This is a genomic window from Desulfobotulus sapovorans DSM 2055, from assembly GCF_059569355.1.
This window is the reverse complement of sequence record NZ_JCANVJ010000017.1, coordinates 1-26,156: the sequence shown is the minus strand read 5'-3', so window position 1 is coordinate 26,156 and position 26,156 is coordinate 1. Positions and strand designations below refer to the sequence as shown.

Genomic DNA, 26,156 nt, shown 5'->3' with positions numbered 1-26,156 from the left:
GGACAGGGTGGGAGGATGTGGGGTTATGGGGGCAAACCCCAACGGAATGCAGAGCCGGAAAGCTGGAAAAAGTCCACGACCTTTCCAGAAAGACAGCACAACAGTCTTTCGGGCTATACCACTGACGGCAGACAGGGGCAAGGGAATTGAAAAGGCGTGGCACCAGGGCTTCCGGATTTCGAAGGAGGGGTTCTGGATCGGGTCTGATCCTGAAAGAGGGGGATCCTCTGTTGATTTTCCCTGGGAGTTCAGGATAAAAATCCGTACGGATTTCGGCTTTTCCGTTGCCAGGCTTCCGGATTGGGAGGATAAAAAGGAAGAGCGTGACACCAGAGAAACTCTTTTTTTCTCTGCGGCCATGGTGCGGATCAAGGCTGTGGAAGACAGACGTATGGGCAGGGCGGGCACCTTATCCGCTTCTCCCTTTTGATGTATTATCCCTTTGATTTTTTGAAAGCTATGAACCATGACCAGTGCTGATACGCCTTCTCTGCCTGTGATTCTGGCCCCCGCCGGAGACCGGGACAGTTTTTTTGCAGCCCTCATTGCCGGTGCCGACGCCATCTACTGTGGTCTCAAGGCCTTTTCCGCCCGCATGGAAGCGGATAATTTTTCCCTGACAGAGCTGGCCGGTTTGACGGCCATGGCCCATGAGCGCAATATCCGGGTGCATGTGGCCCTCAACAATGAAATCAAGCCCGATGAGGTGGAAAAGGTTTTTCATCTTCTGCTGCGGCTGGTGCGGGATGTAAAGCCTGACGCCCTCATTGTGCAGGATCTCTGTCTGGTTGCCCTTGCGCGGCAGGCGGGGTTTGCGGGAGAGCTGCATCTTTCCACTCTCGCCAACCTTTCCTTTCCAGAAGGGCTGGAGGTTGCGGGAAAGCTGGGGGTTTCCCGGGTGGTCATGCCCAGGGAGCTGGACGTGGATGGGCTGAGGCTTATGGCGACCTCCTGCCCCAGGGGGCTTTTTCTGGAAAGTTTTATCCATGGTGCCCTTTGTTATGCCGTATCCGGAAGGTGCTACTGGAGCAGCTATCTTGGAGGAAAGTCGGGTTTGCGGGGGCGCTGCGTGCAGCCCTGCCGCCGTCTGTACCGCAGGGAAAAGGCCGGGGAGGCGGGGCGTTTTTTTTCCATGCAGGATCTGAGCCTTGATGTCCTGACCAAGGTTCTGGGAGAAATTCCGCAGGTGGACTGCTGGAAAATCGAGGGCAGAAAAAAAGGGCCCCATTATGTGTATTACACCACCACAGCCTACCGGATGCTGCGGGATGAGCGGGATGTGCCGGGCCGTAAGAAAAATGCCCTGGCTTTGCTGGAAATGGCTCTGGGACGATCTGCCATGCATTACCGTTTTCTGCCCCACAGACCCTGGCAGCCCCTGGCTGCGGATGCGGAAACCGGTTCCGGTTTTCTCGTGGGCCGGGTCAAGGGGGGCGGACAGGAACTTTTTGTCACGCCAAGGATTGCCCTTTTGTCCGGAGATCTGCTGAGGGTGGGGTATGAGGGGGAAGGCGGGCATGTACTGGTACGGGTGAAACGTTCCCTTCCCAAGGGGGGGCGTTTTCATCTGAAAGATGAGGGAAAGGCAAAGCCCCGTGCAGGTGCCGCAGTTTTTCTGGTGGATCGCAGAGAGCCGGAACTGATGGCGGAGATCCGAAAGCTGGAGGCTGTTTTTCAGTCTTTGGAAATACCGGAACCCCAGGCAGCCCACAAGCCCCCTGTGTTGCCAGCTCCAGCCAAAAAAGGCGGTACTTCCAGGGAAATGCAGGTGAGCCGTTCTCCCGGGAGCAGGAAAGGACGGAATGAAGAGGCGGCACTCTGGATTGACCCGGAAAAATTTCCCAGGGTGGCCGATGGGGCTGTGCGGCATTTCTGGTGGTGGCTGGATCCCGTCATCTGGCCCGAAGAGTCTGAAGCCTGGAAAAGGACTCTCGCGGCTTTGATCCACAAGGGTGCCCGCCGCTTTGTGCTGAATGCCCCCTGGCAGGTGGGGCTTTTTGAAAAAAAAGAAGGGCTGGAGCTTTGGGCAGGGCCCTTTTGCAATGTGACCAATGCCCTTGCCGTGGCGGTGCTTAAGGAAATGGGATTTTCCGGTGTGTTTGCCAGCCCTGAAATGGGGGAGGAGGATTTTATGCGCCTTGGTACGGAAAGTCCTTTACCCCTGGGTCTTGTTCTTTCGGGATTCTGGCCCCTGGCCATTTCCCGGGTGGGTGTTCTGGCTCCGGGAGAAAGTCTCGTCAGCCCCAAAGACGAGAGGGTATGGGGCCGGGTGTATGGTCAGAACCAGTGGCTGTTTCCGGACTGGATCTGTGATATCCGGGAAAAAAAGAGTTTGCTGGAAAAGGCCGGATACCGGCTGTTTGTGCATATGGAAGAAAGCCTTCCCAAGGGCATGAGCCTTCGGCAAAGACCGGGACTGTGGAACTGGAATCTGCGCCTTCTTTGAAAATCTGTTCTTTTCAGGGTTCAGTTTTGCAGGAAAGCCTCCGATAAAAGGCATCATGGATTCCATGGAACCCGAAAGGAGGCCGTCATGCAGATTGTATCCTCATCCCTTCAGATGGTGGGCATCTCCCGTGAAGAGGTGCAGACCCGGCGCAGTCTGCGCATGGTGGTGGAAAATCCCCTGAAGCGGGAAGAAAGTTCAGGGAAAAATTTTCTGGGCAAGGGCATTACCCTGAAATCTTCCGGGGTGGATGGCCGGGGGCTGAAACACATCGACCTTGAAGCCAGCAAGCGCCTTGTGCAGCTTATTCTGGAAGCCCTGACGGGGAAAAAGGCGGAAACCCCCTTTTTTCGTCCGGAACCTGTGCCGGAGTTTCCCAAAGATGTGCTTTCCGGCGGTTCGGGATCGGCCTTTCGCATGGAAGAGGTGGTGCATACCCGAAAGGAACAGGAAAGTCTGTTTTTGGCCGAAGGCGAGGTGATGACCGCCGATGGCCGGACAATTTCCTTTTCTGTCCAGCAGATGCAGTCCCGGAAAGAGGAAAGTCTTTTGGCAAGATCCGTGGATCTGGTGGATCCTCTGGTGATTTCCATGAACGGGCCTGTGAGCATGGGCAATGCACGTTTCACCTTTGATCTCACGGGAAATGGTGAGAAGGAATCCCTCGGCATGCCGTCAAAGGGGGCCGGTTTTCTCTTTCTGGATCAGAACGGCAATGGTCGGGTGGATGATGGCCGTGAACTTTTCGGTACAACATCCGGGGACGGTTTTGCCGATCTCAGCCTCCATGACAGTGACGGGAATGGCTGGATAGATGCAGGCGACTCCGTATTTTCCAAGCTCCGCATCTGGCACCCCGAGGATGGGACATCCGGTGCAGGCCGTTCCCTTTCAGACGTGGGGGTTGGTGCCATCGGTCTTGCCCGTGTGGCGACCCCCATGGATATTGGGGGTGAACAGGGGGGGCGCATACAGAGTACGGGCCTTGTGCTCAGTGAAACAGGGCAGGTGGGGCGGGTGCACCATCTGGATCTGAAGGTCTGATGACGGATTTTTTTTCAGCTCTGTCTATGCCGCAAGGGAGTCTCCACCATGCTTCAGGACAAAGGCGGAAGGAAGGTTCTGTGCCTGCTGTACAAGGCTTTTCAGCGGATCCTGTCCCTGGCGGAGTGCTGTGTATTCCCGCGCAATGGTGGAGAGCGGACGCTCGCTGGTATCGGAGAAGAGATCCGGCCTCTGTCCCGCCCTGCTGCTGATTTCCTGCATCCGGGAGTGCAGGGACAGGGAAGTAAAGGCATTTTTAAAGGAGGTATCCTCCTGAAGGCGTTTTTCGATTTCCCATGCCCCGCCGGATTTGCTGTTGACCCGGATATCTCCCTTTTCCGTGATGCGGACAGAAATTTCCGCATCTTCGGGAATCCCCACCTCGTCCCTTACCTTTTGAATATGGCTGTTCACCGTATCCCGTACGGTGTTCTGGGTTTCTTCCAGCATAGCCTTGGTAATTTTACCGCTGATGGGCAGCCCGAGACTTTCCCGGAGTCTTGCACCCTGTACCGCATCGGAAAGACTGACCCTGTCCTGTCCCCTTCCCATACCGCCTGCATCTGAAGTCCCCTTCCCCTTTGTCTCCGTACGGGCCAGAGGGGATTGTACTTTTTTTTCATCACTGCGATCTGTGAGAGGGCTTTCACTGCGCTGGTAGGCCTGGATTCCTGTGAACATGGTCTTTCTCCTTCCTGATGACATCCTGGAGCCTGTACTCCGGGTCTTTGGTTGAATTCAAAGCAATAACAATGCCATTGTTTGCACTGCGGCTGCTGTCTTTGGAGAAAAAGGGCAGAGCCGGGGTCTCTTCTGGTGTTTCAGGGGAAAGCGTCCTCGAAATTACAAGGATCTTCAGGAAGAAATCCTGATCGGTCGCCCTGTTTCCCGGAAAAGAATGACAGGAGGGATGCCAGGCCAGGAAAAAAATGCCGATCCCCCCTGTTTTCCGCAGGGGAGGTTTGACAGGCGCGGGACTGGGTTGTAGGGTTTGACGCTGTCTGCGTTACATATCCGATCCGGTCTCAGAAGCCGGATTCCTGTATAAAATTCAGAGAAAGGAAGTTGGAAGATGGCAAAAAAAGTGCTGGTCATCGGTGCCGTGGCTTTGGGATCCAAGGCTGCCTGTCGCCTGAAACGCCTGGAACCGGAAACCGAGGTGCTGCTCATTGACCAGGATGAGCATATTTCCTATGGCGGCTGTGGTATTCCCTATTATGTATCCGGTGATGTTGCCGATGCCACGGAATTGCAGAGCACAAGCTTTCATATGCTTCGGGATGAACGTTTTTTCAAGGATTGCAAGGATATTGATGTCATGACCCGTACCCGGGTCACAGCCATTGACCGTGGGGAAAAACGGATTGAAATTGAGAAGCAGGACGGAAGCCGGGAGTACCTGTCCTACGACAAGCTGGTGATTGGTACGGGTTCCAGGGTACGGGATCTGAAAATACCGGGTCAGGAACTTCAGGGTGTTTTTTCCGTGGGTTCCCTCAGGGATGCCATTCAGATCAAAGCTGCCGTTGCTTCGGGTCAGGTCAGCTCTGCCGTGGTGCTGGGTGCCGGTTTTATCGGCCTTGAAATGGCAGAAGCCCTGGCCGATATGTGGGGAATTGAAACCCGGGTGATTGAAATATCGGATCAGATCATGCCCGGTTTTGTGGGGCCTGAAATGGCGAAAATGGCCCAGACCCATATGGAAGAAAAGGATGTGACCTTTCATCTGGGCCAGAGGGTTCTGCGTTTTGAGGGTGAAGCGGGGGGCGTAAGCCGTGTTGTGACGGAAACGGAAAGTTTTGAGGCCGATCTCGTGATCGTTGCCGGGGGCATCGTACCCAATGGCGAGCTGGCTGCTGCTGCCGGGCTGGAGGTGGGGTTCAATGGCGGGATTGTGGTGGATGCCCATATGCGCACCACAGATCCGGATATTTATGCCGGCGGGGATTGCGTACTGGTTCCCAATGCCATTACGGGAAAACCGGGGTATTATCCTCTGGGTTCCCTTTCCAACCGCCAGGGGCGTGTGATTGGGGATAACCTTGCGGGGAAAGAGTCCGTATCGCCTTCTGTGGTGGGCAGTTTTGTGGTCAAGCTTTTTGATGTCTGTCTCTGTGGCGCAGGTCTTACCCTGAAGGCGGCTCTGGAAGCTGGTTTTGATGCCATCAGTGTGCGCATGTGTCAGCTGGATCGGGCGCATTTTTATCCCAGCAAAGAACTGATGTACCTCGAACTGGTGGTGGATCGCGGTACACGCCAGGTGCTGGGCATCCAGGGAACGGGCAGTAAGGGAGATGCCACCGTAGGGCGTATCAATGCTGTGGCGGCTCTTTTACCCCATAAGCCGAAGGTGGAAGATATTTCCAATCTGGAGTTTGCCTATTCCCCACCCTTTTCTTCTGCCATGGATATTGTCAATGCCCTTGGGAATGTGGCGGATAACCTTCTGGATGGACGGATGTGTCCCATCGGATGTGAAGAATTTGCGGAAAACTGGGAAAAAATCGAAAGGGGCGAAGTTTGCCTCATTGATTGCCGTGCCAAGGCGGATGCCCGTATCTTTGAGGAAAGGTATTCTGGATTCTGGAAGAGTATTCCCCAGGATGAGCTGCTGCGGCGGATGGATGAGGTTCCCAAAGACCGGCCCGTTGTGCTTATCTGCAATACCGGGGTTCGCTCCTATGAAGCCCAGCTGAATCTGAGGGCCATGGGGCATACGAACAATGTCACCCTTTTCGGGGGGGTGGCCATGCTGAAAAACTGGGGGATGGATATCTGATCCCTAGCACAAAATGATACGGGAATCATGCTGGAAAGAGCTGAAAATTTTTCCAGCATGACCTTGGTTGCAGGCAGGATGCTGCGGCTGGTTTTTTCGGGGAGGGCATTTGGTATCCGGGCTGTGTGTGGGGGAGGCTGTTTTTTTAAACATGTCAGCCGTTGCGATGCCAATGGGTCTGGGAAGGCAGGACGATGCAGGCTTATTCCTCTTCAAGAAGGCTGAGGCTTTGAATCTGCTTGCGAACTTCCTGTATCAGCTTGAGATCATCCTGGTGAAACTGTACGGCAATGCCCTTTTCTCCGGATCGGACAACAATCCCCAGAAGACTGAGGTAATTGGCACCGGGAAAGGGGATAACGAGGTTCATTTCCGTTCCGGGTGGGAGCAGGTGCTTGGTTTTGATGAAAACACCGCCACCACTGATGTCAAGGATGTATTCCCGGTATTCCTGATCCTGGGTATTATAGGCTACGGGGCAGAAATAATTCTGGCGGACATCCCGGCGTTTTTCTCTGAAGTCGTCCATAACAGGACTCCTTATGAAAAGGGTGGAAAAGAAAAATGGGGCGATCCGCTGAAGAAATCGCCCCGTTCAAATAGGAAGGGAGGGAAAAAGGGAGGGGTAAGACGTTGAGAACACCATACAGAACCCTGTTTACTGTGGCAATAGGTGATTCCCCTAATTTTTCGGGAGAAATTCCCTGGGGGCAGAAAATTCCGGGATTTCTTTTCCGGTGGGGGGATGGTTCTGCGGTTTTCATGGAAAGAGGATGGATGAAGGTATGAAAGAATCGGGAGGTGAAAATGGGTAGTGTATTGATCAGTGGTGCCTCTTCGGGATTTGGCGAGGCCTGCGCCCGTTGGTATGGAAAAAGGGGCTATCCCCTGATTCTTGCGGCCAGACGGCGGGAGCGTCTGGAGAAGCTGGCAGCCAGTCTGGAGAGTCCTGTTTTTCTTCTGTCTCTGGATGTTCGGGACAGGGCAGCTGTGGATGCCGCACTGACCGGAGTGCCTGCCCCTTTCTCTGATGTGGAAATTCTCATCAACAATGCCGGGCTTGCCCTGGGGCTGGCCCCTGCACCGGAGGCGGATCTTGATGACTGGGAAAGGATGGTGGATACCAATATAAAAGGACTCATGTATCTGACGCGGGCACTGCTGCCGGGGATGGTTGCCCGGGGCGGTGGGCATATTGTGAACATGGGATCTGTGGCGGGAAGCTGGCCCTATCCCGGCGGGAATGCCTATGGGGCTACCAAAGCCTTTGTGGAACAGTTTTCAAGAAACCTGCGCTGTGATGTTCAGGGGAAGGGAATCCGGGTGAGCAATCTTGCCCCCGGCATGGCAGAAACGGAATTTTCTCTGGTGCGTTTCAAGGGTGAGGCGGACAAGGCTGCTGAAACCTATCGGGGGGTGGAGGCCCTTTCGGCTGAGGATATTGCCGAAATCGTGGGCTGGATGACCTCGCTTCCTTCCCATGTGAATATCAATCACCTGGAAGTCATGCCGACCCAGCAGGCCTGGGGGCCCTTTGCCGTGGCGAGGAAGTCCTGATATGAAAGCAAAAAGCCGATCCCTGTGGAATCGGCTTTTTCTTTTTGTTTGTTTGGTCGGGGCGAGAGGATTTGAACCTCCGACCCCTAGCACCCCATGCTAGTGCGCTACCAGGCTGCGCTACGCCCCGACGCGAAACGAAAGCTTGTCTATCACCCGCCCTTTGCGCTGTCAAGAAAAAGGATGAAGAAAATGCAGGATCTGCAAAAAAAAGCTGGGAAGGCTGTGGAAAGGGGGGGGATGCCTGCCTGTGGTCTGCTGCCGCCTCCCCTGAAAGAAGGGGGCTGCATTGCCGTGGTGGCCCCTGCCGGAACCCCGGATCCTGGGGCGTTGGAGCTGGGGCTGACGGCTATCCGCAGCAGGGGCTATGCCCTGAAGGTGGCTGAACAGGTGTATATGAAGGACGCTCAGGGATTTGCAGGTTCGGACAGGCTTCGGGCAGAGGCCCTGATGGATGCTTTTCAGGATACTTCCGTTGATGCCATCTGGATGGCAAGGGGAGGATACGGGAGTATGCGTATTTTTCCCTTTCTGGATAGCGGACGTATACGCCGCTGTCCCAAGCGTTTCATGGGTTTCAGTGATGGAACGGCACTGCTGGCCTTCTTTTGGAAGTGTTGTGGTATCATGGCCTTTCATGGCCCGGTACTCACCCAGATGGGCCGGCTTTTGGCAGAAGATCAGGATGCGGCCTTTGATGCTTTGATCTCCGCAGGTACGGCGCGTTTTGCAATGCCCTGTCCCAGGGTGCTGCAAAGGGGGACGGCCAGAGGACGGCTTTTCGGGGGCAACCTGACCCTGCTCTGCCACCTTCTGGGTACGCCCTATTTTCCGGATCTGTCCGGAGCCCTGCTTTTTATTGAAGACATACATGAAGCTCCCTACCGGATTGACCGTATGATCTGTCATCTGGCCATGGCGGGCGTTCTGGATGGTATTGCAGGCCTTCTTCTGGGAGGGTTTACGGAATGCGGAGAGGCTGAAGAGATCCATGCCCGTATTCTGTACCATCTCCCTTCAGAGATTCCTGTGGTGTGTGCTTTGCCTGTTGGGCATGGTGAGAGCAACCGGCCCCTTGTTTTCGGGGCTCCTGCCTTTCTGGATGCGGATGCAGGCCGTCTTGTATGGGGAGGGCGGGATGTCTAGTCTTGGGATTTTGTTGCAGGAAGGTGTTCGGGAAAAGGTCTTTCCCGGTGCAGCCGCCTGGCTGGGTATCCGGGGAGGGGGGGGGGCTACGGGTGTTGCGGGATGGGCAGGTTTTTCTCCCAGAAGACCGGTGACACCGGAAACCCTTTTTGATCTGGCTTCCCTGACCAAGGTTCTCGGAACCACACTGGCCATGATGATGCTGGTCGAGGAAGGGGTGCTGGAACTGGATGCGCCTCTTTATCTATGGATTCCCGAGTGGCGGGACGGGGGTAAGAGGGAAGATATCCGTCTTTTTCATCTTTTGCAGCACACCGCAGGACTGCCGGCTCACAGGGAATTCTATCGGGATCTGGCCTCACTTCCAGAGAGCCATCGCAGGGAAAAACGGCTGGATCTTCTGCGCTGTCTGGCTCTGGAAGCCCCTCCTGGTGAGCGTACCCTGTACAGTGACCTGGGGTTTATGCTTTTGAAGGAGGTTGTGGAAAGGGCCGGCAGGATGGTGTTTGAACAGCGGGTGATGGCGGCCCTGCCACCCCATGCGGGAGAAAATCTTTTTTTCCCGGTGACGGTTCCGGAGGCAAGGGAGAAATTCTGTTTTGCGGCAACTTCCCGAAGCCCTGTACGTTCAAGACGACTTGTGGGAGAAGTGCATGATGAAAATACTGCGGTCATGGGGGGGGTGGACGGACATGCCGGTCTTTTTGGTACCGCGGCTGCTGTGGGACGGGTCGGCATGGCCATTCTGGAGGCCTGGCATGGAGAGGGGATCTGGCATTCTTCCGCGCTGATGCGGCGGTTTATTGTGTGGCCGCAGGATGGAAAGCGGCCTCTGGGGTTTGATCGTCCGTCAGGAGACCTGCCTTCCTGCGGTCATCGTTTTTCCGCTAAAACGGTGGGCCATCTCGGGTTCACGGGAACCTCCCTGTGGCTCGATATGGAAAGGGGGATTGTGGTGGTGCTTTTGAGCAATCGCGTACATTATGGGGATGCTCATTGGCCGATCCGCAGTTTCAGACCCCGTTTCCATAATGGTGTAATGCAGGAGCTGGGGCAGGGAGAGAAAGGTGAATTTTACTTGTAAACGGGAGTTTTTTTTGGTAGCGAAAGCACGGACTGAAAAGGATATCCATGGGGGTGGCGATGTCCTTATCAGCAGGATTTTTTGAACCCAGCGGGTTCTTGTTTCTTGGTTCATCAATTCTTCCCTCCTGTACCATACTGAGGATGTATCCCGGATCTGTTCCGCTGATTTTCTCCGCAGGTCTTTTCCATCACCTGCCATGAACCAAAAGCCATTTTCTATATTTGAAAAGAGGAATGATGAATCTTTTTCTGGATTCCATCTTGGGGGTTTTTTCCAGCGATCTGGCCATTGATCTTGGGACGGCCAATACGCTGGTCTATGTGAAGGGCAAGGGCATTGTGCTGAGGGAACCATCGGTTGTTGCGGTTCGTACGGATAACCGCCATAAAAACCGGGTGCTGGCTGTGGGACAGGAAGCCAAGAACATGTTGGGCCGGACGCCTGGCAATATTGTGGCCATTCGTCCCATGCGAGACGGCGTGATTGCAGATTTTGATGTCACCGAAGCCATGCTGCGTCATTTTATTCATAAGGTTCATAATCGGAGAACCTTTGTACGGCCAAGGATCGTCATCGCTGTTCCCTCAGGGATCACACCGGTTGAAAAGCGGGCTGTGCAGGAGTCTGCGCAGCAGGCCGGAGCAAGGGAAGTCTTTCTGATCGAGGAGCCCATGGCGGCTGCCATTGGTGCAGGACTCCCCATTACGGAACCTACCTGCAATATGGTGGTGGATATCGGTGGTGGCACTACGGAGGTGGCAGTAATTTCCCTTGCGGGGATTGTCTACAGCAGATCGCTGCGCGTGGCAGGGGATAAGATGGATGAAGCCATCATGCAGTACATTAAACGCAAATACAATCTGCTCATTGGCGAACGGACTTCTGAAATCATCAAAACCACCATTGGAAATGCCTACCCGGATCCGGAAAATCTGGAAACCATAGAGGTTAAAGGACGGGATCTGGTTTCCGGTATCCCTAAAATCCTTGCCATTGACTCGGAGGAAGTCCGGGTTGCCATTTCCGAGCAGATTGATGCCATCGTGGAAACGGTTAAAATTGCCCTGGAACGAACGCCTCCTGAGCTTGCCGCAGATATTGTGGACAGAGGAATTGTGCTGACCGGTGGTGGGGCTTTGCTGAAAAACCTGGATAAATTGCTGCGGGAAAAATCCGGTCTGCCCATTATGGTGGCCGAAGATCCCCTTTCCACTGTTGCTCAGGGCGCGGGGCGCTCTCTGGACAGCATTGATATTCTCAGACAGGTCATGATTACCTGATCCATGTTTTCCCGTAAGTTTTTTGCAGCCTGCGTTTTTTTGCTTCTTCTGGTCATGACCCTTGTTTCCCTGCTCCTCAGCGGTCGGCATTCCGGATCGGTTCCGGTAGTGGGAAGGGGGGTGCTTGCCTTTATGGGGCCTTTGCAGCAGGGAGCCTCCTGGGGAGTCCGGGCCATGGTCTCCGTGTGGGAGGTCTATTTTGATTGTGTCGCCCAGGCCAGAGAGAACAGGGAACTCAGAAATGCCCTCCGTCTTGCAGCGGAAAGGGAAAATCATTTTCTGGAACTGGGCATGGCCAACGAACGCCTGCGAACTTTTCTGAATTTCCGTGAAGAGGAAGCTTTTGGTGTTTTAGCCGCCGAGATTGTGGGAAAGGATCCTTCCCCCTGGTTCAAGACCTTTGTCGTCAACCGTGGGCGGCAGGATGGTGTTTCCGTGGGGCTTGCGGTGGTGGTTCCCGAAGGTATTGTGGGGCAGGTTGTGGAAGTTTCGGGTCGGTATGCCAAAATACAGCTCATTACGGATCGTATGAGTGGTGTGGATGCTCTGGTACAGCGGACACGGGCACGGGGTGTGGTGAATGGTTCCGGATCTTCCTTTTGTGCCTTTTCCTATGCCCTGCGACGTTATGATATTGCGGAAGGGGATGTAGTGGTGAGTTCCGGCCTGGATCGTGTTTATCCCAAGGGGCTGCGTATCGGCCTGGTGGAGGATGTGGTTCGCGGGCACGAAGGGATCTTTCAGGATGTACACATTCGGCCTTTTGTGGATTTTGAGCGTATCGAAGAAGTTCTGATTCTTCTGTCCCAGGATGAAGACACGGAAGCTGGCGTGGAAGAAGGGGACTGAGGAGATGGGTGGCCTGTTTCATTACCTGATGATCTCTGGGCTCACCCTTGTGATGAGTGTTTTTTTTTCAGAGCATCTTTTTTGCAATCCCCTGCTGGTGTATGTGCTGTACCTTGGTCTTGAGGCGGATTTTTTTCCAGGTTTGCTGCTTACCCTTGTCGCCGGTTGCATACTGGATGGTCTGTCCGGTGCTCCGCCGGGGGTTTTTCTTTTCACCTTTCTCTGGGTTTTTTTCATTGTCCGGTGGCTGAGTGGTTTCTTAAGGGGAGGCAGTCTCCTGTTTTCTCTGCTGGTACTTCTGTCCGGTGTTTTTCTAGAAAATTTTTTCACCATCCTTTCTCTGGGGCTGCGTGCTGAGGTTTCTGTCCGGGAGCTCTGGCTGGATGGCCTTCGAATTTTATTTCCTCAGATGCTTTCAGCCCTGATTTTCTGTCCTGTGTTTTTGTGGTTTTTCCGGAAAATGCACCGGCACTTTGTGTCGGATGCGAAGGTAGGGAAGGGGAATGAAGTGGGGATTCTGGGTGTTCATGCGGTGAAGGGCAAGGGTAGCGATGGCTCCCGATTCTGAACTCCTGAAACGTTCAGACCCTGACGATACAAGGCGCAGGCTTTTATTCTTGTTCTGTGTGGCACTTGTTTTTTTTCTGTTTCTGCTGGCACGTCTTTTTTATCTCCAGATCATACAGGGGCAGGAGTATGCCCGGCTATCCGAAAATAACTGTATCCGACTTCAGACTATTTTACCTCACAGGGGCCTGATTTATGACCGCCATGGGGTATTGCTGGTAGATAACCGGCCTGCCTATGATCTTTTGATTGTCCCTGCGGATGCCAGGCCCATGGATGCGGTTTTGGAGCGTCTTGCTGCCCTTTCCGATATTCCCCTTGCGGAACTGGAGGAAAATCTGGAACGGAACAAGGGGCCGGGGTATCGGGCCGTTTTGCTGCGGCAGGATCTGGACAGGGATGTGGTGGGACGGCTCAGCGCCCGTCGTTATGATCTGCATGGTGTGCGGATTGAGGCCAAACCCCGGCGACAGTACATGTATCCCGGCCTTGCAGCTCACCTTATCGGCTATCTCGGTGAAATCAGTCTTCAGGAGCTGAGACGCACGGAGAATTCGGATCTGCGGGGAGGAGATTTTTTAGGGAAAACCGGTGTGGAACGGGTCTATGAAAACGTGCTCCGTGGCGAAAGGGGGGGGCGTCAGGTTGAAGTCAATGTCAGGGGGCAGGTTGTGCGGATTCTTCAGACCGTACCTGCCAGACCGGGAAACAGTCTTTTTCTTACCCTGGACAGAGAACTGCAGGCCCGGGCCGAGGCACTTATGGAAAACCGTGTGGGGGCTGCGGTGGCCATGGATCCTGGCAGTGGTCAGATCTTGGCCATGGTTTCCAGTCCGTCTTTTGACCAGAATCTTTTTGTGAAGGGAATCGGCTCAGAAGACTGGAAGGCCTTGAGTGACAACCCCGAGAGACCCATGGAGAACAAGGCCATACAGGGGCTGTATCCGCCAGCATCCACATTCAAGATTGTTTCCGCCATTGCGGCGTTGGAGGAAGGGGTGGTGGATGCGGGAACCCGTTTTTTCTGTTCCGGTTCCCATGCCTATGGAGATCGTAACTTCCGCTGCTGGAAAAGGACGGGGCATGGCAGTCTCAATCTTGTGGAAGCACTGGAGCAATCCTGCGATGTCTATTTTTACCAGGTGGGGCAGCGTCTGGGAGTAGATCGCCTGGCCTGGTACGCCAAGGCGGCAGGCTTCGGACGCCGGACAGGGGTGGATCTTGACCATGAAGAAGCGGGTCTGGTACCAACGGCGGCTTGGAAGCTGCGAAGAATGGGGGTTCCCTGGCAGGGAGGGGAAACCCTTTCCGTAATTATCGGCCAGGGGTACAACCTGGCAACCTGTATGCAGGCAGCCGTCATGATTTCAGCCGTAGGCAATGGAGGGACGCTGTATCGTCCTCAGGTCGTTCATGAAATCCGGGGGGCAGAAGGAAACCTCGTAGAACCCTTTACCCCGGAAATTCGCGGTTACCTTCCCGTGACACCGGAAAATCTGGAGCTGGTTCGAAAGGGACTCTGGGATGTGGTGAACCGTTCCACGGGGACGGCAAGGCAGATACGGGATCCGGATCTGGATATCGCCGGTAAAACAGGGACAGCTCAGGTTCTCAGCCGTAAAAGTGAGGATGACCTATCCTCTGCAAGGCCAGGCTTTGAGCCCCATGCCTGGTTTGTGGCTTTTGCGCCTTATGTCAACCCGAAAATCGCGGTTGCTGTCATTGTGGAGCATGGCGAAGCGGGGTCAACTGTGGCGGCTCCCATTGCTGCGGAAATTATTCGTGCTTACTTGAAACCGGATCAAGAAGAACAGCCCGACTCCTGAAGATTCAGGGTCTTTTTTTTTTGAAAGACAAGCCATGTTTGATCGCAGGCTCATTACATATTTTGATTGGGGGCTTTTCATGCTGACCCTGCTCCTTGCAGGGGTGGGCAGCACCATTCTCTACAGTGCGGTTTATGCCAGTGGCACCGGTACACAGGAAGGCTTGCTGGTCAAGCAGCTGTTTTGGTTTGCCATTGGCGGCTCTGGTATGCTTTGCCTCCTTTTTTTCAGTTATCGCCGTTTGGATCAGTGGGGTGGGGTGATTTATGCGGGGGGGATTCTTCTTCTTCTTGCGGTGATGTTTTTTGGGAAGTACGGTGGGGGGGCCCGACGTTGGCTGGCATTGGGGCCTATTTCCATACAGCCATCGGAGTTGATGAAGATTGCTCTGTGCATTGTTCTGGCTAAATATTTTGCAAGGAATTTTACGGGTGAAGGCCTGGGGCTTCGGGATCTCCTGTATCCCTTTCTGCTGGTTTTGATTCCTTTTGTTCTAATTGTACGTCAGCCTGACCTGGGAACAGCCCTGCTTCTTTTTGCCATAGGCGGTTGTCTTACCCTTTTTGTCGGTCTGAAACGCAATACCCTTCTGGCTCTTTTCTGTGCGGGTTTTTCCGCTGTTCCTCTGATATGGCTTTTTTTGAAAGACTACCAGAAGCAGAGAGTTTTGACGTTTCTGGATCCGGAAAGGGATCCTCTTGGGACGGGATACCATATTATTCAGTCAAAAATTGCCATTGGTTCTGGTCAGTTATTCGGTAAGGGTTTTTTGGGAGGGACGCAGAACGCCTTAAATTTTCTGCCAGAACAACATACGGATTTTATCCTTTCTGTATTGGCGGAGGAATGGGGATTTGTGGGATGTGCCGTTCTGCTTTTTCTTTATCTGTTGTTTCTCGCCTGGAGTCTGAACGTGGCCTATCGCTGTCGGGATCCCTTTGGCACTTTTCTGGCTGTGGGTATTACCATTATGAATTTTTGGCATATTTTTATCAATATGGGGATGGTTATGGGACTTTTGCCCGTTGTGGGGGTACCGTTACCCCTGATCAGTTATGGGGGGACTTCTGTGGTGACCACACTGATGGGGGTGGGAATCTTAATGAATATCAGCATGCGCAGATTTCTTACGGAATAAAAAGAGATGGCCGTTTTACTGTTGTCTGTTCCGGAGTGTTTTTAAAACTGACTCTGGGTCAGTGTTTGTATCCGGAGAGTACTGTGATCTTTGGAGCAGGAAGGTTAAATTTTATATGAAAAGGAGGCTTTATGGGAAAATATCCTTAGAATATCAAGGGATTTTTAAAAAACCTTTGACATTTTTTGTGTTTCAATGCTAGGTAGCCCGAATTAAGTTTAGGTCTGTGCGTATTCGACGGATGTTCGGCAAGCCGTATATCGGTTCGGTGAGGGCACAGGTACGCAAAAAGATCTGGAACGAACGAACTCTGGAGGGCATTTATGAACATCGGCGTGGACGGATCCCTAGGGATTCAGATCCTCAACTTTGTTGTGCTGATCGTTGTGCTGAACGCAGTGCTGTACAAGCCCATACGCGGGATTTTGGGGAAGCGGAAAGATACGGTCGATGATCTTGAATCGGCTGTTTCCCGTATGCAGGCAGAGGGAAAAGCCTGTCTTGAATCCGTGAGGGCTGGGATCCGGGAAGCCCGGACTTCCGGGGTGAAAGAAAAGAACGCTCTGGTTGAAAGCGTCAGTGCAGAGGAAAAAAGGCGAATAGCTGAGATTCAGGACAGCGTCCAGAAGGATCTTGAAGCATTCCGTATGCGCATTGCTTCGGAAGCCGAGGAAGCCCGGAAGACACTGGCTGCTCAGGTAGATGTCTTTGCTTCTGCCATTGCAGAGAAGATTCTCGGGAGGGCAATCTGATGGAGGCAAGGGGTAGGTGGTTGGTTTTGACTGCGCTGGTTCTGTTTTCAGGAGCAGGCGTAGCCTTTGCTGCAGGGGGCGGAGAAAGTGTCTGGCGGGCTACGGATACTTATAAGGTTATGAACTTTACCGTTCTCGTTGTTTTTTTGTATTTCGTTTTGAGAAAGCCGATAGCCAGTTTTTTGAATGATCGTATAGCGGGCATTGAACGGCAGCTTGCGGATCTGGAAGAACGCAAACTTGCCGCTGAGAAAGATCTGGCAGAGTATCGGCGGCAACTGGAAGCCATGGACACGGAGGCCAAGGAAATTCTTGAGCAGTACCGTATGCAGGGCGAGGCATCCAAGCAGCGGATTCTTGCGGAAGCGGAAGCCTCTGCTGCAAAGATGCGTGAACAGGCGCAGCGCAATATTGAACATGAATTTGCCCGAGCCCGTGCCGTGTTGCAGGTAGATATCATGGAAAAGGCGCTGGAGAGAGCGGAGTCTCTGATTCAGGAAAAAATCGGAGCGGACGATCACGAGCGTCTGACGGAAGAGTATCTTAAAAAGGTGGTGGCGTCGTGAAAAATCTTGCCCTTGCAAGGCGATATGCCAAAGCCTTGCTTTTAATCGGAAAAGAAGATGGGCAGATGGATACCTACCGGAAAGAACTGGAAGGGGTCTGCACTGTGTTTCGGGATAATGGCAATCTGTACCAGATGCTTTCCAATCCCCTCTATGCCCGGATAGCCCGGAGACAGATTCTTGATGCCGTGCTGCAAAAAATGAATTTGTCCAGGGTGATGCGTTCTTTTCTGCTTTTGCTTTTTGATAAAGGCAGAGTGGCACGGCTAGGGGATGTGGAACGTTCCTATCAGCAGCTTGCCGATGAGTTTCAGAATATTGCCCGTGCGCGGATTACATCCGCTGTTGCCCTGAGTGATGTGGCTGTGGAGGGTATCCGTGCAGCCCTTGTCCGGATGACAAACCGGGATGTGGTCCTTGATGTGGATGAGGATCCCCGGATTATCGGTGGCATTGTCACCAAGGTCGGGGATCTGGTCTATGATGGTAGTATCAGAACCCAGTTACGGAATCTGAGAGAATCTTTTAAAAGGGGTGAAGGTATCTGATGGAAATCAAAGCGGAAGAAATCAGCCAGATCATCCAGGAGCAAATCAAGGATTTCGACAAGAGCGTTCAGCTCAGCGAAACCGGTGTTGTCCTGTCTGTTGGCGATGGAATTTCACGAGTTTATGGCCTTGAAAAAGCGATGGCCCTTGAATTGATTGAATTTCCCGGCGGTGTGTTCGGCCTTGCGCTGAACCTGGAAGAGGATAACGTGGGGATCGCCCTCATGGGTCCGGATACTGCCATTAAAGAAGGGGATGTGGTCAAGCGCACCGGACGTATCGCGCAGGTTCCCGTAGGGGAAGCCATGCTGGGTCGTGTGGTGGATACCCTGGGGCAGCCCCTGGATGGAAAAGGACCCATTAATACAACGGAGTTCCGCCGTCTTGAAGTGGTGGCTCCCGGTGTTGTGGACAGAAAAAGTGTCCATGAACCCATGTATACGGGGCTTAAGGCTATTGATGCCATGATTCCCATTGGTCGTGGTCAGCGCGAACTGATCATTGGTGACCGTCAGATCGGCAAAACAGCTGTGGCCATTGACGCCATCATCAATCAGAAGAACAGTGGTGTAAAGTGTATTTATGTTGCCTGCGGGCAGAAACAGTCTACCGTTGCCCAAGTGGTTGCCGTTCTTGAAGAAAACGGTGCCATGGAGTATACTACCGTTGTTTCTGCCTGTGCCTCTGACCCTGCGGCCCTGCAGTACCTTGCCCCCTATTCTGGGTGTGCCATGGGTGAGTATTTCCGGGATAAGGGTGAGCATGCCCTGATTATCTATGATGATCTTTCCAAGCAGGCAGCGGCTTACCGTCAGGTATCCCTTCTGCTCCGTCGTCCTCCCGGACGTGAAGCTTTCCCCGGAGACGTTTTTTACAACCATTCCCGTCTTCTGGAGCGTGCTGCCAAGCTTTCCGATGCTTTAGGAGCAGGTTCCCTTACGGCCCTTCCCATCGTGGAAACACAGCAAGGGGACGTTGCAGCCTTTATTCCCACAAACGTTATTTCAATTACCGATGGTCAGATTTACCTGGAACCCAACCTTTTCTTTTCCGGCGTACGTCCGGCGGTAAACGTTGGGATTTCCGTATCCAGGGTTGGGGGTTCTGCTCAGGACAAGGCCATGAAGCAGGTTGCAGGTACCCTGCGTCTGGATCTGGCACAGTATCGTGAACTGGAAGCCTTTGCGGCTTTTGGCTCTGACCTTGATGCCGCCACCCAGCGTCAGCTGACCCGTGGTGCCCGTCTTGTTGAAATTTTGAAGCAGCCCCAGTTCAAACCTCTGAAACTTGAGAATCAGGTTGCCATTATCTATGCCGGTACCAAGGGCTATGTAGATAAATATCCTGTAAATATGGTTGCCAAGTATGAGGCCGGTCTGCATGCCTTCCTGGAAGCCCGTTATGCGGATATGCTGAAAAGCATTGCCGAAGAAAAGAAACTTTCTGGAGAGACAGAAGCAAAGCTGAATGAGGCCCTTAAGGCCTATGGCGATGAATTCCAGGATACCATTAAGTAGCCTGGCCGTCTGCTCAGCAAACACTGACTCGAAATAAGGTGATTCCATGGCAACGCTTAAGGAAGTCAAAACGAAGATCTCAGGGGTCAAGAAGACCAAGCAGATCACCAAGGCCATGAACATGGTCGCGGCTTCCCGGCTCCGGAGTACGCAACGGCGGATGAGTGCCTTTCGTCCCTACGCGGTTAAATACGGAGAAGTGCTGGGAGGTCTTGCCGGAAGGGCTGGAGAAGGCGCAAGTCCTCTTTTGATTCCCCGGGATGAGGTAAAAAAAGTTCATCTTGTTATTTGCACGTCTGACCGAGGTCTTTGCGGGGGATTTAATAACAATATTCTGGAAATGGCGGATCGCTGGATACAGGGTCTGGAGAAGGATATTGAGGTTTCCTTTACTGTTTTTGGGAAAAAGGGCCGGGACTGGGTTCGGAAAACAGGTGGAGAGCTGAAGGATATCCATCTGGGTATCGTTGGAACAACTTTTGGCTTCAGTGTGGCCTCTGCCGCTGGGTTGAAATTGATTGCTGAATTTCTGGAGGGTACCTACGATGAGGTGCATATTCTCTATCCGGAATTTCAGAGTATGAGCCGTCAGGTTCCCTCTGTACACCAGCTTCTTCCGATCCCTGCCATTGAGGCTGGGGATACGGAAGAGAATACGAAAGACGTGTATATCCCTGAGCATATCTGTGAGCCTTCGCCAGAGGCTCTTCTCAACGCTATGCTTCCGAGGAATGTCCATATCCAGATCTATCGTGCCCTGCTGGAAACTTCCACCAGTGAACATGCCGCACGAATGGTCGCCATGGATAACGCAACCCGTGCCTGCAATGATATGATCAAGGATCTGAACAGGATTTTCAACAAGGCTCGTCAGGCGGCGATTACCAATGACCTGATGGACATTGTGGGTGGTGCGGAGGCCCTTCGCGGATAGTACGGAGACCCGATATCTTTGATGTTACGGAGACAATACGATGAGTAAAAATATTGGAAAGATCAAGCAGGTCATGGGGCCGGTTGTGGACGTGGAGTTCGAGCCGGGAAATCTGCCCGCTATCCTGACAGCCCTTTGGATCAGCAACCCCGCAATCAATGGTGAGGAAGACAACCTTGTTGTGGAAGTGGCCCAGCATCTGGGGGACAACATGGTGCGCACCATAGCCATGGACGTTACCGATGGTCTGGTACGGGGTATGCCTGTTAAGGATACGGGAAGACCCATACAGATGCCCGTGGGAGAAGCTGCTCTGGGGAGGGTTCTGAATGTCGTTGGTCGTCCTGTAGATGGCATGGGGCCTATCGATATGTCCAAAACATCGGACATTCATCGTTCGGCACCTGCTTTTACCTCCCAGGATACCTCTGTTCGTGTTCTTGAAACGGGTGTTAAGGTTATTGACCTTCTGGTGCCCTTTCCCCGTGGCGGCAAGATGGGGATGTTTGGTGGGGCCGGGGTTGGTAAAACCGTCATCATGATGGAGATGGTTAACAATATCGGTATGCATCATGGTGGTATTTCCGTATTTGCGGGTGTCGGGGAGCGTACCCGTGAAGGAAATGACCTGTACCATGAAATGAAGGATTCCGGTGTTCTTCACAAATGTGCCCTGGTATATGGGCAGATGACAGAACCTCCGGGAGCCCGTGCGCGTGTGGCTCTTTCTGCTCTTGCAGAAGCAGAATATTTCCGGGATGTTGAAGGTCAGGATGTCCTTCTTTTCATTGATAATATTTTCCGTTTTACCCAGGCAGGTGCCGAAGTTTCTGCCCTCCTGGGACGTATGCCTTCCGCTGTAGGTTATCAGCCTACTCTGGCTGTGGAAATGGGGGCACTGCAGGAACGCATTACATCCACGGATAAAGGGTCTATTACTGCGGTACAGTGTGTATATGTACCTGCTGACGACCTTACAGACCCGGCTCCAGCCACTACCTTTGCCCACCTGGATGGTACGGTGGTGCTTTCCCGTGCCATTTCGGAGCTTGGGATTTATCCTGCGGTAGATCCACTGGATTCTTCATCCCGTATTCTGGATCCCAACTATATCGGGGAAGAACATTACCGGGTGGCGCGTACTGTACAGCAGATTCTCCAGAAATATAAAGATCTTCAGGATATTATTGCCATTCTGGGTGTGGATGAGCTTTCTGACGAGGATAAACTTATCGTTGCCCGTGCCCGTAAAGTACAGCGATTCCTCTCTCAGCCTTTCCACGTTGCGGAGCAGTTTACCGGGATTCCAGGTTGTTACGTGAAAATTGAAGACACGATCCGCTCTTTCCGTGAAATTTGTGAAGGCAAGCATGATGCGCTTCCGGAACAGGCTTTTTACCTGGTTGGCTCCATTGAGGAAGCTATTGCTAAAGCCGAACGTATGGCCGCAGAATAAAATAACGAAGGGGGCCTTATGGCAGCCAGTATCAAGCTTGAGATTGTAACCCCCGAGCGTGTGGTGGTAGATGAAAGTGTACAGACCGTTGTAGCCCCGGGGCTTCTCGGAGAATTCGGTGTGCTGCCTGGTCATACCTCATTTCTTACGGCGCTGAAGCTTGGTGCCCTGCGCTATGAGGACGCTACCGGAAGGGTTCGTTATGTATTTATCCGGGAGGGATTTGCAGAAGTCCTTCCTGGTAAGGTGACCGTGCTTGCAGAAGCCGCAGAGCGTCGGAAGGATATTGACCTGAAACGTGCGGAAGCTGCCTATCAGCGGGCTAAAGAGCGCATGGAAAAGAAAAGTCGGACAGAAGAAGTTGATTTTATTCGTGCGCATGCAGCTCTTTCAAGATCGATTCAGAGAATACGCCTTGCAGCTGGGGAAGATCATATCTGATATCGGGCATCTTTATCTATTCAAGGGCAAGCCTTCGAAATGGAGGCTTGCCCTTTTCTTCATGGGTCTGAAGGTATTGCCAGAAGGCTGCATGACGGAGTAGGTGCATATGGAGAATAACGGGCTTGCGGTTGTTGTTCTTGCAGCAGGTAAGGGAACCCGGATGCGGTCGAATCTTGCCAAAGTATTGCATCCTTTGGGGGGGCGGCCCATGATTCAGTGGGTTGTCGAGAAAGTGTTGTCGCTTTGTCCGGGTAGGGGAATTGTGGTTGTGGGACATCAGGCTTCCGAAGTAAAATCATGTCTGTCGATCTATCCCCTTTCTTTTGCCCAGCAGGATGAGCAGTTGGGAACCGGACATGCTCTACGCTGTGCACTTCCCCTGATTCCGGAAACATGTTCACAGGTCATGGTACTGTGCGGGGATACGCCACTGATCCGGGAAAAGACATTGCGAACACTTTTCGAGTGTCAGCTACAGGCCCGTTCGGCTTTGACGTTGCTTGTAACCAGGCTTGAAAATCCAAAGGGATACGGTCGTGTTCTTTGTACCCCTGATGGGAGTGTGCATGCCATTGCAGAGGAAAAAGATGCTACCCCAGAAGAAAAGCAGGTTAAGCTTATCAACACAGGGTTCTATTGCTTTGAGCGGAGTTTTTTGGAACAGAAAATAATGGATATTCAACCGGATAATGCACAGGGTGAATATTATCTTACGGATCTTGTAGGGGCCGCGGTAAGGGCCGGTATGCGGGTAGAATGTATTCATGCCGATTGCCCGGAAGAGGTTATGGGGATTAATACACCGGAAAATTTAAAGGAAGCGGAAGAATTTTTAGGACTCATACCAGCCCCCATGCAATTTCCTTGACTTCGTTTACCGTGGGTGATTATACTGATCTCCAAGGATGAAGAGGTGAAAATTGGAAAGAGATGTTATTTTAGGCAGATTTGATGCAATAGAAGCCAAGGTAGAGAGCCTGCTTTCTCATTACCGGATTCTGGAAGAAGAACGTGACAGCCTGAAAGCCAAGCTGGCCGCAAAAGAGGAGCTTCTGGCAGAGATGGAAAGCCGGGAATTGGAGCGGATGCAGGAAGAAGAAAGCATGCAACAGAAAATAGATGCTCTTCTTGAAAGGCTTGATGCATTCTGAATTGGCAGATGATATGGATCAGTATCTTGGACTTTTTGGATTTAAGAAAAAGTCAGGGCTGATATTCAGTAATATATGATCTGTGTTTATTCACCAGAAATGTAGTATAACCCTAATGGTCTGCATATAACGAGTCTTGGATACCATCGTAACGATTCATATGTTTGGCGAGGTGTACAAGTTTAAGGCGGAGACGGGTGTTGCCAATGCGCATGAAGTCGCTGATCTTTTAATGGCGGAGCTTGCCAATGTGGAAAGGGATCTTGGGTCTCAGTCAAAAACCGTTACCAAAACGGCAAAGCTCCTCCTTGCAAGTATGAATATTGCCAATGCGTATTTTAATCTGAAGCGTCAGCATGCTGAGACAATATCAGAATTGCGGCTGAGATCTGATAAGTTACTTGTATCGTTAGAAACAATACCCCAATCTTTATTTGCAGAGAAATAAAAAAGCCCCTGCTGTGTACGTGATTGTTATGCCCTTTGACCCAATGTTACAAAATAAGGGAGCCTTCTCTGGCGCCGGTGTGCATGTTCTGGCATAGCGCAGAAAAGCCTGAAGGCGTCACAAGGTACCCACTTGAACCCTACGGTTCAAAGGTTTTACCAACACGGCATGTGCGGGGGTAAATTAACAGCATACCATCCTTCCCAGTTTCTCTCCTTATTTTCTCCTTGATTTTTCTGTTATGAAGTGATCATGTCTTTATATATTATAAGTATTTGATTTTTTTTATTTTTCTGCTTTTGGAGGGCAGGGAGATCTTCTCCTTTGCTGGTTTGCGTGTGCTGTTTTGTTGTCTTATTTAGGTTTCCCTTCGTTTTCAGGAAGATAAAATTATTTATCGTTGAAAGGTGATCGGGTCTGGCAGCTTACTGCAATGAAATGCTGTAGTGTTAAGATTGTAAGTTTCAGGTATGTGAGAGAAGCAGCTTTATACGTATGATAAACGGATGTAGCGAGTATCATGCTGGAAAATTGCTCCTGTCATGTTTTTTTAGGGGCAGTGTGATTGTCATGAATGATGGTATCTTATGGTTGCGAAGAGTTTTTAATTCGTATTGTTTTAAATATTCTTGGGTTTGCAGTGAATGAGTATTGGAAACCCCGTCAGTTCTTCCGGGAGTATGGATATGAATGGGGTGTATCTGGTTTTTGAACGGGGAGATCGTGCATGACAGGATATGATGTAGTGATAGGTCTGCTGGCATTTTCGGCGGGTTTTGGTCTTGCGTACTGGGTGAGGCAGCAGATTGACGCCCAGAATGAAAAATCTGCAAACAGTGAGGCTGTTCGGCTGCTGGAAGATGCCAGACGTCGTTCTGATGGGTTGTTGAAAGAGGCTGAGGTTGAAGCAAAGGATCGACTTTTCAAGATGAAAAGTCAGTTTGATGTAGAGACGGCTGAAATCCGTTCAGAGCTAAAGCAGCAGGAACAGCGCTTGATTCAGAAGGAGGAAAATCTTGATAAGAAGCATAGTCAGAATGAGCAGAAAGAACAGGATCTCCTGAAGCTTGAGTACAGGCTTGTGGAAAAAGAAGAAAAGCTATCGTTGCAGTCTGCTGAACTGGATGTGCTGGTGGAAAGACAACATGCTGAACTGGAAAAAATCTCAGGTCTTACCAGCGAGCAGGCTAAGGAAATACTGCTTCGTTCCATGGAAAATGATGCACGTTATGAAGGTGCTAAATTGGTCAAGCGGATTATGACTGAGGCGCAAGAAGAGGCAGACAAGGAGGCAAAGCGAATTCTGGCCACAGCCATTCAGCGTTTCTCGGGAGATTTTGTGGCGGAGCGAACTGTTTCTGTTGTTCCTCTTCCGAATGATGAAATGAAAGGCCGTATTATTGGGCGGGAAGGGCGCAATATTCGTGCTCTTGAAGCGGCTACAGGGATAGATTTGATTATTGATGATACTCCTGAAGCCGTGATTCTCTCGGGTTTTAACCCTGTCCGTAGAGAGGTTGCACGCTTGGCGCTGACCAAACTTATTGCCGACGGCCGTATTCATCCGGCACGAATTGAAGATGTCGTGAAAACTGTAGAAGAAGAGGTTGAACAGACGATCAAAGAAGCCGGTGAGCAGGCAGCTTTTGATTTGGGGGTTCATGGTATACACCCTGAGCTGATTAAGGTTTTGGGTCGTCTTAAGTTCCGAACCAGTTATGCCCAAAATGTGTTACAGCATTCCGTTGAAGTCGGTTTTCTTTGTGGTATCATGGCAGCTGAGCTGGGATTGAATGTAAAGCTTGCCAAGCGGATGGGGCTTTTGCATGATCTTGGAAAGGCTGTGGATCATGAAGTCGAAGGACCCCATGCCCTCATTGGTTCCAAGCTGGCCAAGAAATTTGGAGAAGCCCCCAAGGTTGTCCAGGCCATTGCTGCGCACCATGAGGACGTCCCGCCTGAATCTGTGTATGATCTCTTGGTTCAGGCGGCGGACAGTCTTTCCGGAGCCCGTCCCGGAGCCCGTAAAGAGTTGCTTGAAAATTATGTGAAACGTTTGGAAGACCTCGAAAAAATTGCCTGCTCCTTCGGGGGTGTTGCCAATTCCTATGCCATTCAGGCGGGTCGGGAATTACGGGTGATTGTGGAAAGTGATAAAATTTCCGATGATGAATCGGTTTTGTTAAGCCGAGATATCGCGCGGAAGATCGAAGAAAACTTGACCTTTCCTGGGCAGATTCGGGTTACGGTAATTCGGGAAACCCGAGCTGTGGATTACGCCAATAAATAGTCGTTTTCAGGTATGCCACGTTAACATTAGAACTTTATACCTTCTGTCTATGTTTTGGTAATATTGTTGTTGTAGGCGGTATGGGAAACTAGGGTGTGTCATCAATTGTGCGGCTGAGAATTTTCCGGATTCACAATGAGGTGGTTTTGTGCTTTTCTGTTGATGGGCTGTGGGAGGACCCTTCAATGATAAGACGTTATGGATTAAGAGATGATCAGTGGGATCGGATCAGGGATTTGCTTCCAGGCCGGGAAGGCCATGTCGGGTGTACGGCCAGGGATAATCGCTTGTTTGTGGAGGCGGTTCTTTACCGGTACCGCGCGGGCATCCC

General features: G+C 52.0%; 26 protein-coding genes, 1 tRNA gene and 1 other RNA gene. 25 read left to right on the top strand and 3 right to left on the bottom strand.

Annotation, left to right across the window (positions count from 1 at the left end; genetic code table 11):
* The first annotated feature begins 25 nt into the window (after positions 1–25).
* The 3 genes from BR04_RS11770 (at position 26) to BR04_RS11760 (ending at position 3,490) form a co-directional block, all read left to right on the top strand.
* On the top strand, positions 26–430 hold the full coding sequence (locus tag BR04_RS11770) for a hypothetical protein (RefSeq protein WP_496356211.1): 405 nt from the start codon (positions 26–28) through the stop codon (positions 428–430).
* A 36-nt stretch (positions 431–466) separates the two neighbouring features.
* The gene (locus tag BR04_RS11765; protein WP_496356210.1) at positions 467–2,446 is read left to right on the top strand and encodes a peptidase U32 family protein; all 1,980 of its coding nucleotides are present in this window, start codon (positions 467–469) and stop codon (positions 2,444–2,446) included.
* A gap of 87 nt (positions 2,447–2,533) precedes the next feature.
* The gene (locus BR04_RS11760) at positions 2,534–3,490 is read left to right on the top strand and encodes an SPM autocatalytic domain-containing protein (protein ID WP_496356209.1); all 957 of its coding nucleotides are present in this window, start codon (positions 2,534–2,536) and stop codon (positions 3,488–3,490) included.
* 24 nt (positions 3,491–3,514) lie between these two features.
* Here BR04_RS11760 and BR04_RS11755 read toward each other — a convergent pair whose 3' ends face one another.
* Complete coding sequence (locus tag BR04_RS11755; RefSeq protein WP_496356208.1) at positions 3,515–4,171, bottom strand: hypothetical protein; 657 nt, start codon at positions 4,169–4,171, stop codon at positions 3,515–3,517.
* Positions 4,172–4,562: 391 nt separating this feature from the next.
* On the opposite strand from BR04_RS11755, the gene BR04_RS11750 reads away from it, so the two are divergent.
* Entirely contained in the window at positions 4,563–6,269 is a 1,707-nt protein-coding gene (locus BR04_RS11750; RefSeq protein ID WP_496356207.1) for an FAD-dependent oxidoreductase, read from the top strand.
* A 202-nt stretch (positions 6,270–6,471) separates the two neighbouring features.
* Here BR04_RS11750 and BR04_RS11745 read toward each other — a convergent pair whose 3' ends face one another.
* Positions 6,472–6,798: a PilZ domain-containing protein gene (locus BR04_RS11745; protein ID WP_496356206.1), complete on the bottom strand. Its 327-nt coding sequence runs from the start codon at positions 6,796–6,798 to the stop codon at positions 6,472–6,474.
* A gap of 278 nt (positions 6,799–7,076) precedes the next feature.
* On the opposite strand from BR04_RS11745, the gene BR04_RS11740 reads away from it, so the two are divergent.
* The gene (locus tag BR04_RS11740; protein WP_496356205.1) at positions 7,077–7,826 is read left to right on the top strand and encodes an SDR family oxidoreductase; all 750 of its coding nucleotides are present in this window, start codon (positions 7,077–7,079) and stop codon (positions 7,824–7,826) included.
* Positions 7,827–7,879: 53 nt separating this feature from the next.
* On the opposite strand, the gene BR04_RS11735 is transcribed toward BR04_RS11740, so the two are convergent.
* Positions 7,880–7,956, bottom strand: a tRNA-Pro gene (locus BR04_RS11735).
* A 62-nt stretch (positions 7,957–8,018) separates the two neighbouring features.
* Between BR04_RS11735 and BR04_RS11730 the strand changes: the two genes are divergently transcribed.
* The 20 genes from BR04_RS11730 to BR04_RS11635 form a co-directional block, all read left to right on the top strand.
* Positions 8,019–8,972 carry a S66 peptidase family protein gene (locus BR04_RS11730; RefSeq protein ID WP_496356204.1) on the top strand — a complete coding sequence of 318 codons (954 nt, stop codon included), beginning with the start codon at positions 8,019–8,021 and terminating at the stop codon, positions 8,970–8,972.
* Positions 8,965–10,056, top strand: a complete 1,092-nt coding sequence (locus BR04_RS11725; protein WP_496356203.1) for a serine hydrolase domain-containing protein — start codon at positions 8,965–8,967, stop codon at positions 10,054–10,056. Before BR04_RS11730 ends, BR04_RS11725 begins: the two co-directional genes overlap by 8 nt.
* 239 nt (positions 10,057–10,295) lie before the next feature.
* A complete protein-coding gene (locus tag BR04_RS11720; RefSeq protein WP_496356202.1) occupies positions 10,296–11,339 on the top strand; it encodes a rod shape-determining protein in 1,044 nt (347 codons plus the stop codon).
* 3 nt (positions 11,340–11,342) lie between these two features.
* Positions 11,343–12,188 (top strand): rod shape-determining protein MreC, encoded by an 846-nt coding sequence (gene mreC / locus BR04_RS11715; protein WP_496356201.1) that lies wholly within the window; start codon positions 11,343–11,345, stop codon positions 12,186–12,188.
* 4 nt (positions 12,189–12,192) lie between these two features.
* Positions 12,193–12,756 carry a hypothetical protein gene (locus tag BR04_RS11710; protein WP_496356200.1) on the top strand — a complete coding sequence of 188 codons (564 nt, stop codon included), beginning with the start codon at positions 12,193–12,195 and terminating at the stop codon, positions 12,754–12,756.
* Positions 12,740–14,581: a penicillin-binding protein 2 gene (mrdA, locus tag BR04_RS11705; protein ID WP_496356199.1), complete on the top strand. Its 1,842-nt coding sequence runs from the start codon at positions 12,740–12,742 to the stop codon at positions 14,579–14,581. Before BR04_RS11710 ends, mrdA begins: the two co-directional genes overlap by 17 nt.
* Positions 14,582–14,615: 34 nt before the next feature.
* A complete protein-coding gene (gene rodA, locus BR04_RS11700) occupies positions 14,616–15,719 on the top strand; it encodes a rod shape-determining protein RodA (RefSeq protein WP_496356198.1) in 1,104 nt (367 codons plus the stop codon).
* Positions 15,720–16,042: 323 nt separating this feature from the next.
* On the top strand, positions 16,043–16,471 hold the full coding sequence (locus BR04_RS11695; RefSeq protein ID WP_496356197.1) for a F0F1 ATP synthase subunit B family protein: 429 nt from the start codon (positions 16,043–16,045) through the stop codon (positions 16,469–16,471).
* A 20-nt stretch (positions 16,472–16,491) separates the two neighbouring features.
* Complete coding sequence (locus BR04_RS11690; protein WP_496356196.1) at positions 16,492–17,037, top strand: F0F1 ATP synthase subunit B; 546 nt, start codon at positions 16,492–16,494, stop codon at positions 17,035–17,037.
* The gene (gene atpH, locus BR04_RS11685) at positions 17,034–17,585 is read left to right on the top strand and encodes an ATP synthase F1 subunit delta (protein ID WP_496356195.1); all 552 of its coding nucleotides are present in this window, start codon (positions 17,034–17,036) and stop codon (positions 17,583–17,585) included. Before BR04_RS11690 ends, atpH begins: the two co-directional genes overlap by 4 nt.
* Positions 17,585–19,102, top strand: a complete 1,518-nt coding sequence (gene atpA / locus BR04_RS11680; RefSeq protein WP_496356194.1) for a F0F1 ATP synthase subunit alpha — start codon at positions 17,585–17,587, stop codon at positions 19,100–19,102. Before atpH ends, atpA begins: the two co-directional genes overlap by 1 nt.
* A gap of 46 nt (positions 19,103–19,148) precedes the next feature.
* Complete coding sequence (gene atpG, locus BR04_RS11675; RefSeq protein WP_496356193.1) at positions 19,149–20,036, top strand: ATP synthase F1 subunit gamma; 888 nt, start codon at positions 19,149–19,151, stop codon at positions 20,034–20,036.
* A gap of 40 nt (positions 20,037–20,076) precedes the next feature.
* The gene (gene atpD / locus BR04_RS11670; RefSeq protein WP_496356192.1) at positions 20,077–21,492 is read left to right on the top strand and encodes a F0F1 ATP synthase subunit beta; all 1,416 of its coding nucleotides are present in this window, start codon (positions 20,077–20,079) and stop codon (positions 21,490–21,492) included.
* A gap of 18 nt (positions 21,493–21,510) precedes the next feature.
* The gene (locus BR04_RS11665; protein ID WP_496356191.1) at positions 21,511–21,933 is read left to right on the top strand and encodes a F0F1 ATP synthase subunit epsilon; all 423 of its coding nucleotides are present in this window, start codon (positions 21,511–21,513) and stop codon (positions 21,931–21,933) included.
* Between the two features lie 109 nt (positions 21,934–22,042).
* Positions 22,043–22,804, top strand: a complete 762-nt coding sequence (locus tag BR04_RS11660) for an NTP transferase domain-containing protein (protein ID WP_496356190.1) — start codon at positions 22,043–22,045, stop codon at positions 22,802–22,804.
* A gap of 52 nt (positions 22,805–22,856) precedes the next feature.
* A complete protein-coding gene (locus BR04_RS11655) occupies positions 22,857–23,087 on the top strand; it encodes a hypothetical protein (RefSeq protein ID WP_496356189.1) in 231 nt (76 codons plus the stop codon).
* Positions 23,088–23,223: 136 nt separating this feature from the next.
* Positions 23,224–23,535, top strand: coding sequence for a cell division protein ZapA (gene zapA / locus BR04_RS11650; protein WP_496356188.1), 312 nt, complete (start codon positions 23,224–23,226; stop codon positions 23,533–23,535).
* 2 nt (positions 23,536–23,537) lie between these two features.
* Positions 23,538–23,718, top strand: a non-coding RNA gene (gene ssrS / locus BR04_RS11645) — 6S RNA.
* 544 nt (positions 23,719–24,262) lie between these two features.
* On the top strand, positions 24,263–25,825 hold the full coding sequence (gene rny, locus BR04_RS11640) for a ribonuclease Y (RefSeq protein ID WP_496356187.1): 1,563 nt from the start codon (positions 24,263–24,265) through the stop codon (positions 25,823–25,825).
* A 188-nt stretch (positions 25,826–26,013) separates the two neighbouring features.
* Positions 26,014–26,156: transposase (locus tag BR04_RS11635; protein WP_496354900.1), on the top strand; the 143-nt coding region annotated here is incomplete at its 3' end.